Consider the following 7,590-nt stretch of genomic DNA (forward strand, 5'->3'; position numbering starts at 1 on the left):
TGGACATGGACGCGACCACCACGACGCGCACGCAGGCCGAGCAGGCCCCCCGGGGTGCGGTCCCGGAACATCCCGACCACCTCACCGATCTGCTCACCGGCGCCCTGCACGACGGCGACCTGGTCGGCGTCGCGGCCCGGGCCTGCGACCTGAGCGCACGCGACCTGGCCGAGGTGCTGGCGCGCTGCGACGAGTCCGACGCCGGGGTGCTGTTCCGACTGCTGGACAAGGACACCGCCGCAGCCGTGTTCGAGGAGCTGGACGCGGTCAGCGCCCAGCGGGTGCTGGACGGGATGCGCGAGGGCACCGCGGGCGAGCCCGCCGACGGCCGCGGCCACACGGTGCTCGAGCTGGTCGAGGGCCTCGACCCGGACGACCGCGCCCGGCTGCTCGGCGAGATGCCGGCGTCGGTCGCGCACCGGGTGCTGGCCGGGCTGACCCCGGACCGGCGCCGGGCGACCGCGGCGCTGCTCGGCTATCCGGCGGGTTCGGTCGGGCGGCTCATGACGCCCGAGGTGGTCAGCCTGCACGCCGGCGGCACCGTCGCCGACGCGCTGGCCCGGGTGCGCCGCACCGGCCGGGATGCCGAGACCGTGTACACCCTGCCGGTGGTCGGCCCGGGCCGGCGACTGGAGGGCACGGTCGGGTTGCGCGAGCTGGTGCTGAGCCCGCCGGAGACGCCGCTGGCCGAGCTCGTCGAGACCGACATCGACTGGGTCCGCGCGACCGACACCGGCGAGGATGCGGCCCGCCTGCTCGGTGACTCGGACGGGATCGCGCTGCCGGTGGTCGACGCCGAGCGCCGGCTGCTCGGGCTGCTCACCATCGACGACGCGGTGGAGGAGCTGGAGCGGGCCGAGTCCGAGGACGTGGCCCGCCAGTCCGGCGCCGAGCCGTGGCAGGGCCACTACATGACCGCGGGCGTGCTGGGCCTGGCCCGCTCCCGGGTGGTGTGGCTGCTCCTGCTGCTGGTCGCGGCGACCCTGACGGTGAACGTCCTGCAGTACTTCGAGGCCACCCTGGCCCAGGTCACCGCGCTGGCGCTGTTCGTGCCGCTGCTGATCGGCACCGGCGGGAACGCCGGTGCGCAGGCGGCGACGGCGAGCGTGCGCGCGCTGGCGGTCGGCGAGGTCCGCCCGTCCGACGTGCTGGCCGTGATGTGGCGGGAGGCCCGCGTCGGGGCCGCGCTGGGCACCATGCTGGCGCTGGCCGGCCTGCTGATCGGGACGGCGCTGGTCGGCGCGTCGATCGCGCTGGTGGTCGGCATCTCGCTGGTGGTGATCTGCGCCTGGGCGGCGACGATCGGGGCGACGATGCCGCTGGTGGCGCGGCGGATCGGGATCGACCCGGCGGTGGTGTCGGCGCCGGCGGTGACCACCCTGGTGGACGCCACCGGGCTGGTCATCTACTTCAGCGTGGCGCACCTGGTGCTGCAGCTCTGAGCGTGCCGATGCCGTCGAGCACCAGCTCCAGGCACACGTCGAACTCGTCGCCGAAGGCGTAGCCGGGGCCGATCCGCTCGGCGACGAAGCGCGCCAGGTGCGGGTAGCCGCCGTCCGGGAGGGTGGCGACGATCTCCCGCGCGCCGTCCTCGATGGCGTCCGGGGTGAACGGGATCGTGGCCTCCTGCAGCGCGAACCCGTAGACGAAGGCGTCGATCAGGGCGAATGCGTGCCCGGCGGCGGGCACGTCGAACCCGTCGGACAGCAGCGTGCCGAGCACCGCGTCGTGCTGGGCGAGGGTGGCCGGGCCGGGCCGGCGGCGGCTCTCGAGCAGCGGCGTCGCCCAGGGGTGGCGGGCCAGCGCGGCCCGCGCGGAGTGGCTGCGGCGGGCCAGCTCGGGCCGCCACGGCCGGCCCGGCACCGGCACCTCGAACTCGGCGAAGACGGCGTCGACCAGGCCGTCGAGGATCTCGTCCTTGCCGGCGACGTGGTGGTAGACGGCCATCGGTGCGCTGCCGAGCCGGTTCGCGACGGCCCGGATGGTGAGCGCCGCGATCCCCTCCCGGTCGGCCAGCTCGGTGGCCGCGGCGAGTACCCGCTCGCGGCTCAGCTGCTGCCGCGCCATCGACGTCCCCCTTGTGGTCGCTGCCCTGGTACCCGTACCGTACAACGTACGTTTTCGTACTTAGTACAGGAGCAGGCGATGCGCGCTGTGGTGCAGGAGCGGTACGGCACGACCGGGGTGTGGCGGGTGGCGGAGCTGCCGGTGCCCGAGCCGGGACCGGGCGAGGTGCTGGTCCGGGTCGCGGCCGCCGCGCTGGACCGCGGCACCTGGCACCTGATGGCCGGGCTGCCGCTCGCGGTCCGGCCCGCCGTCGGGCTGCGGGCGCCGCGCATCCCGGTGCCCGGCCGCGATCTCGCCGGCGAGATCGTCGCCGTCGGGTCCGGGGTGAGCGGGTTCGCCGCGGGCGACGCGGTGTTCGGCACGGCACCGAAGGGCAGCCTCGCCGAGTACGCCGTCGCACCGGCGGACCGGCTCGCGCCCGCCCCGGCCGGCCTCGCCCCGGAGATGGCCGCCGCGATCGGGGTGTCCGGCCAGACCGCCTGGCAGGCGGTGCACACCGCGGGCCGGGTCATGCCGGGCGCCTCGGTGCTGGTGCTGGGCGCCTCCGGCGGGGTCGGGACGTTCGCAGTGCAGGTCGCCCGGGCCGCGGGCGCCTCGGTGACGGCGGTGTGCCGCGCCGGATCGGTGGATCTCGTCCGCGGGCTGGGCGCGACCGAGGTGATCGACCGCAGCACCACCGACGTGCACCGGCTCGGCCGCCGCTGGGACGTCGTGCTCGACATCGGCGGCAACCCGCCGGTCACCCGGCTGCGCCGGCTGCTCGCCCCGCGCGGCACCGCGGTGCTGATCGGCGGCGAGCGGCCGGACGCCCGGATCACCGGCGGGTACGGGCGGCTGCTGCGCGCGGCGGCACTGTCCCCGCTGCTGCGGCAGCGGCTCGTCGTGCTGGTGGCCTCGGAGAACAGCACCGACCTGGGGCACCTGCGGGAGCTGGTCGAAGCCGGCGAGCTCACCCCGGTGCTCGACCGGACCGTCGGGCTCGACGACGCCGGCGCCGCGATCGAGCATCTCGGGTCCGGCCGGGCCCGGGGCAAGATCGTCGTGCGGGTCGGCGCGGGGCGCGGTCCGGATCAGGCCGCGGAGCGGCGCAGCGGGACCGGCCGCCACCAGGAGACCGTCCGCCAGAGCCACTCCACCGGGCCGTAGCCGAAGCGGCCCATCCACCACCGGCTGAACAGCACCTGCACCAGCAGGATCGCCCCGGCGAACGCGGGCACCAGCGGGTAGCGCTCGGAACCGGTCAGACCGATCGCCGGGGCGAGCGCGAGCACCAGCAGCGTGGCAGCCAGGTAGTTCGTCAGCGCCATCCGGCCGAGCGGTTCGAGCACCGCGGAGAGCGCGGGCCCGGCCGGGGTGCGCAGCAGCAGGGCGAGCCCGGTCACGTAGGCCACCGCGAGGACCAGCCCGGCCGCCGGGGACAGGTGGTCGAACCCGCTGGTCTCGATCGAGCCGGCCTGCAGGACGAGCAGCGGCACCGAGGCGGCGACCGCCGCCGCGCAGACGATCCCGACGCCGCGCCCGGGCCGCTCCAGCCGTTCCGGGACGCCGTAGCCCGCCGCGGCCAGGCCGAGCAGGAACATGCCGGGGACCAGCAGCAGGCCGCCGTGCGCGACGAACACGGCGAGCCCGGTCGCGGCGATCCCGCCGGCCAGCACCACGGCCCGGGGCAGCCAGGACGCGGGGAGCAGCACGACGATCCCGACGATCGCGTACGGCAGCAACGCCTCCCCGGGGTGCAGCAGCTGGTGCAGCGCGCCGAGCACGCCCAGCGCGACGAGCCGGCGCAGCAGCACCAGCCGTGGCCGGTCGGTGCGGGTCGCAGCGCGCTGCAGGAAGATCGCGAAGCCCAGTCCGAACAGGAACGAGAAGATCGGGAAGAACCGCTGCTGGACGAGCAGCGCGAACCACTGCTCGGTGCCGCCCTGCCAGCCGTCCCGGGCCGGGATCGGCATGTCGGCCAGCGGCGGGATGTTGACGAGGAGGATGCCGCACAGGGCGAGACCGCGGATCGCGTCCAGCGCGCGGATCCGGGTCTGCTGAGTGACGCCGCCCGGCGCGCTCATCGGACGAGCCCGGCGCGGAAGGCCAGCGCCACCAGCTGTACCCGGTCCCGGGACTGCGTCTTCGCCAGCAGGTGCCCGATGTGGGTCTTCACGGTCGCCTCGGAGACGACCAGCTCGGCCTGGATCTCGGCGTTGCTCATGCCCTGCCCGACCAGGCCGAGCACCTCGTGCTCGCGCGGGGTCAGCCCGGCCAGCGCGGCCTGCGCGTCCGGCTGCGCCGCGGCGGGCTCCGGTGCGGACAGCAGCGGTGCGGTGGCCCGCAGCAGCCGCCGGGTGGAGACCGGGTCGACGACCGAGTCGCCCCGGTACACGGTCCGGACGGCCTCGATCAGCTCCTGCGGCCGCACGTCCTTGAGCAGGAACCCGCTGGCCCCGGCGCCGATGGCGGCGGTCACCGACTCGTCGAGATCGAACGTCGTCAGCACCATCACCTTCAGCCCGGGGTGCGCGGCGACCGCCCGCCGGGTGGCCTCGATGCCGTCCAGTCTCGGCATCCGGACGTCCATGAGCACGACGTCGACCTCGGTGCGGTCCAGCTCGGCCAGTGCGGCCTCGCCGTCACCGGCCTGGGCGACGACGGACAGGTCGTCGCACGAGTCGAGCACCATCGCGAAGCCGGCCCGGACCAGTTCCTGGTCGTCGACCAGCATCAGGCGGACAGCGGTCACCGTTCTCCTCTCAGCGGCAGCCGCAGCCGGACGGCCCAGCCGCCGTCCGGGTGCGGGCCGGTCTCGACGGATCCGCCGTGCAGGGCGGCCCGTTCACGCATGCCGACCAGGCCGTGCCCGCCGCGCGGGGGCCGCGGGACCGGGCCGCGCGCCCCCTCGTCGCGGACCCGGACGGTCAGCTCGTCGTCGGTCCATTCCAGACCGACCCGGGTCGGGGTGGCCGGCCCGGCGTGCTTGAGCACATTGGTCAGCGCCTCCTGCACCACCCGGTACGCGGTCAGTCCGCTGCCGCCGCCGACCGGGCGCGGCGTCCCGGTGACGGCGAGCCCGACCGGCAGCCCGCCGGAGCGGACCTGCTCGACGAGCGCGGCGATGTCGTCGGTGCCGGGCTGCGGGCGGCCCGCCTCGTCGTCGGCCCCGTCGTCGACCCCGGAGTCGCGCAGCATCTCCAGCAGTCCGCGGACGTCGGCGAGCGCCTCCCGGCCGGTGGTGGCGATGCCGGCCAGCACGTCGACCGCCTTCTGCGGGTCGCGCTGCGCGGCGAACTGCCCGCCGTCGGCCTGGGCGATGATGCCGGACAGCGAGTGCGCGACGACGTCGTGCACCTCCCGCGAGATCCGGGAGCGCTCGGCCAGCAGCTCGATCCGGACCTCCTGGCGGCGGCTGTCCTCGAGCAGCCGGGCGCGCTCGCGCAGCTGCTCGGTCCGCCGGACGGCGGCCCGGCGCAGCGAGCCGAACAGCCACACCAGCAGTGCGATCAGCAGCGGGACGCCGTACACCAGCGGCAGCGCCCACGGCCCCGGCGGATCGACGGTGCTGGTCAGCAGGGAGATCGACGGCTGGATCACCGCGCCGGCGAAGATCAGCACGAAGGCCGCGGAGCCGGCCCAGCGCGGGCCGTAGGCGATCGCCGAGTAGCCCATGACGAGCGCCGGCAGCAGGATCGCCGCACCGACGCCGGGGAAGAACAGCTGCGCGACCGCCGCGATGACGGCGGCGGCGACGGCCGCCGGGATCGGATGGGTCCGGCGGAGCACCACCGGCATCGCGATCAGCACCGCCGCCACCAGGGCGTGCGTCTGCTCGGCCCGCGGGACCTTGCCCTCCAGGGTCCAGGTGACCGCGACGTAGAGCAGCAGCGCGGCGAGCACAGCGTCGACGACGACCGGATTGCGCCGGCACAGCGTCACGAATCGCTCGACCACCGTGGGCCGCTCCGCCGCGGCCGACGTACCCCGGCGCCCCGCATGCCCGCCACGACCCTTCATGACCAGCCATGATGCTCGGTTCCCGATCGTGGCGGACCGCGGCCCCCCACCCGGACTGCGCCGCGTCGTTCGCATGTGTGCGACCCTGCCCCGCCACACCCCCGCATCTCATCGGAGCCCGGACGGATCCCCGCCTCCGACCACGGTCGGAGCTCCCCCGCCGAGATGCGCGTCAGGGTCCGGGGGTGATCGACGATTCGCGATGGTGCGCATCTCGGCGCAGTGCCCCGCGGACCTCGTCGACGATCCGGTGCGGGGTGCGGCGCATGTCGTCGGCGGTGTAGCGCAGGACCCGCCAGCCGGCGGCGGCGAGGCGGGTGTGCCGCGCCGCGTCGGCCCGGGCGCGCTCCGGGACGGCGAAGTGGTTCCCGCCGTCGTACTCGACGCCGAGCCGGTGCGCGGGATAGGCCAGATCGAGCCAGACGGCGCGGCGCCGGTCGTCGTCGAGCACGGCGAACTGCGGTACCGGCCGGGGCAGGTCGGCGCGCACCAGGATCAGCCGGAGCCGGGTCTCCTGCGGTGACCCGGACCTGGCGTCGGCCCAGGCCAGGGCCTCGAGCACGCGCCGGACGCCGCGCACGCCCCGGTAGCGCGCCGCGAAGTTCAGCAGCAGGTCGGGCGCGAACTCGCCGCGGGCGAGCGCGTCCACCGCGACGACGCCCTCGGTCGGCTGCAGCCACCGGGCCAGGTCGAACGCGGTGCGCATCCGGCTGGTGATCCGGACCCCGTCGATCCGGTCGATCTCCCCCGGGTGCAGCCGGTCGCGGCGCACCCGCACGCCGGGGCGGGAGCGGACCCCCGAGCCGGTGACGATCACCTCGGCCGGGGCGCCGCGGGGCGCGCAGGACCGGCCGAGCAGCTCCGCCGCCGAGTACCCGCACAGCACCGCGCCCGGCCCCGCCCACACCGACGCCGCGAGCGACCGCAGCCGCAGATCCGAAGGGGCGTCGGCGCGGGCGTGGACGTCGGGCAGTAGCCGGCGGAAGTCCCTGCCCCGCAGGCGTCCCGGGGTGACAAGCCCGGCAGCCACGGCAGCCGAGCCGCGAAACACCTCCGGCAGCTCCCGCATCCGCCGATCCTGCGCCGGGGACCCCGGCTCCCGCGGTCATTCGCACCACGCCGGTCCCGATCGCGAACAACCGTCCGTGCCCGGATCACCCCCGCCGAGATGCGCGTCAGGGTTCGGGGGAGATCCACATCCAGCGCTGGTGCGCATCTCGGCGGTTGGGAGGGGCGGCGAGAGGTGGGGCGAGGCTGTGCGGCGGAGCGGGACCGTGCGTCGGGGCAGCACTGCGCGACGGGGCAGCGCTGTGCGGCAGGGCGGCCGTGCGGCAGGGCGGCCGTGCGGCAGGGCGGCCGTGCGGCAGGGCGCCTGTGCCGCGGGGCGGCGGGACGGCCGTGCAGCGGGACGGCCGTGGAGCGGGACGGCCTAGTTGTGATGCCCAGCCAGGTTGGTCAACCTGGTGATGGGCGCGGCCTTCCCGATTGCTGAGTGGGGCCGGTGGTGGTTGTACTCGTGGAGCC

At 75.8% G+C, this 7,590-nt stretch carries 7 protein-coding genes; 2 read left to right on the top strand and 5 right to left on the bottom strand.

The genetic code is table 11. The features are described 5' to 3' along the window. The first annotated feature begins 5 nt into the window (after window positions 1-5). Complete coding sequence (gene mgtE, locus ABZ881_RS29815) at window positions 6-1,442, top strand: magnesium transporter (protein WP_358489215.1); 1,437 nt, start codon at window positions 6-8, stop codon at window positions 1,440-1,442. Here mgtE and ABZ881_RS29820 read toward each other — a convergent pair. Further along, window positions 1,411-2,067 (bottom strand): TetR/AcrR family transcriptional regulator, encoded by a 657-nt coding sequence (locus ABZ881_RS29820; protein WP_358489216.1) that lies wholly within the window; start codon window positions 2,065-2,067, stop codon window positions 1,411-1,413. The two genes, mgtE and ABZ881_RS29820, sit on opposite strands and share 32 nt — an antisense overlap. 78 nt (window positions 2,068-2,145) lie before the next feature. Between ABZ881_RS29820 and ABZ881_RS29825 the strand changes: the two genes are divergently transcribed. After that, complete coding sequence (locus ABZ881_RS29825; RefSeq protein WP_358489218.1) at window positions 2,146-3,213, top strand: NAD(P)-dependent alcohol dehydrogenase; 1,068 nt, start codon at window positions 2,146-2,148, stop codon at window positions 3,211-3,213. Here the strand turns inward: ABZ881_RS29825 and ABZ881_RS29830 are convergent. From ABZ881_RS29830 to ABZ881_RS29845, 4 genes are all read right to left on the bottom strand, one after another. Beyond that, entirely contained in the window at window positions 3,138-4,130 is a 993-nt protein-coding gene (locus ABZ881_RS29830) for a DUF418 domain-containing protein (protein ID WP_358489220.1), read from the bottom strand. The genes ABZ881_RS29825 and ABZ881_RS29830 overlap by 76 nt on opposite strands. Beyond that, window positions 4,127-4,798 carry a response regulator transcription factor gene (locus ABZ881_RS29835; RefSeq protein ID WP_358489222.1) on the bottom strand — a complete coding sequence of 224 codons (672 nt, stop codon included), beginning with the start codon at window positions 4,796-4,798 and terminating at the stop codon, window positions 4,127-4,129. Before ABZ881_RS29835 ends, ABZ881_RS29830 begins: the two co-directional genes overlap by 4 nt. Then, window positions 4,795-6,003: a sensor histidine kinase gene (locus ABZ881_RS29840; RefSeq protein ID WP_358489223.1), complete on the bottom strand. Its 1,209-nt coding sequence runs from the start codon at window positions 6,001-6,003 to the stop codon at window positions 4,795-4,797. Before ABZ881_RS29840 ends, ABZ881_RS29835 begins: the two co-directional genes overlap by 4 nt. Window positions 6,004-6,238: 235 nt before the next feature. After that, the gene (locus ABZ881_RS29845; protein ID WP_358489224.1) at window positions 6,239-7,135 is read right to left on the bottom strand and encodes a DUF559 domain-containing protein; all 897 of its coding nucleotides are present in this window, start codon (window positions 7,133-7,135) and stop codon (window positions 6,239-6,241) included. Between the last annotated feature and the right edge of the window lie 455 nt (window positions 7,136-7,590).

It is taken from the genome of Pseudonocardia sp. NPDC046786 (assembly GCF_040645415.1).
GTDB classification, from domain to species: Bacteria; Actinomycetota; Actinomycetes; order Mycobacteriales; family Pseudonocardiaceae; genus Pseudonocardia; species Pseudonocardia kongjuensis.

Coding starts and splice junctions, on each gene's coding strand:
- mgtE (WP_358489215.1), top strand. CDS start 6: ATGGACGCGACCACCACGACGCGCACGCAGGCCGAGCAGGCCCCCCGG.
- ABZ881_RS29820 (WP_358489216.1), bottom strand. CDS start 2,067: ATGGCGCGGCAGCAGCTGAGCCGCGAGCGGGTACTCGCCGCGGCCACC.
- ABZ881_RS29825 (WP_358489218.1), top strand. CDS start 2,146: ATGCGCGCTGTGGTGCAGGAGCGGTACGGCACGACCGGGGTGTGGCGG.
- ABZ881_RS29830 (WP_358489220.1), bottom strand. CDS start 4,130: ATGAGCGCGCCGGGCGGCGTCACTCAGCAGACCCGGATCCGCGCGCTG.
- ABZ881_RS29845 (WP_358489224.1), bottom strand. CDS start 7,135: ATGCGGGAGCTGCCGGAGGTGTTTCGCGGCTCGGCTGCCGTGGCTGCC.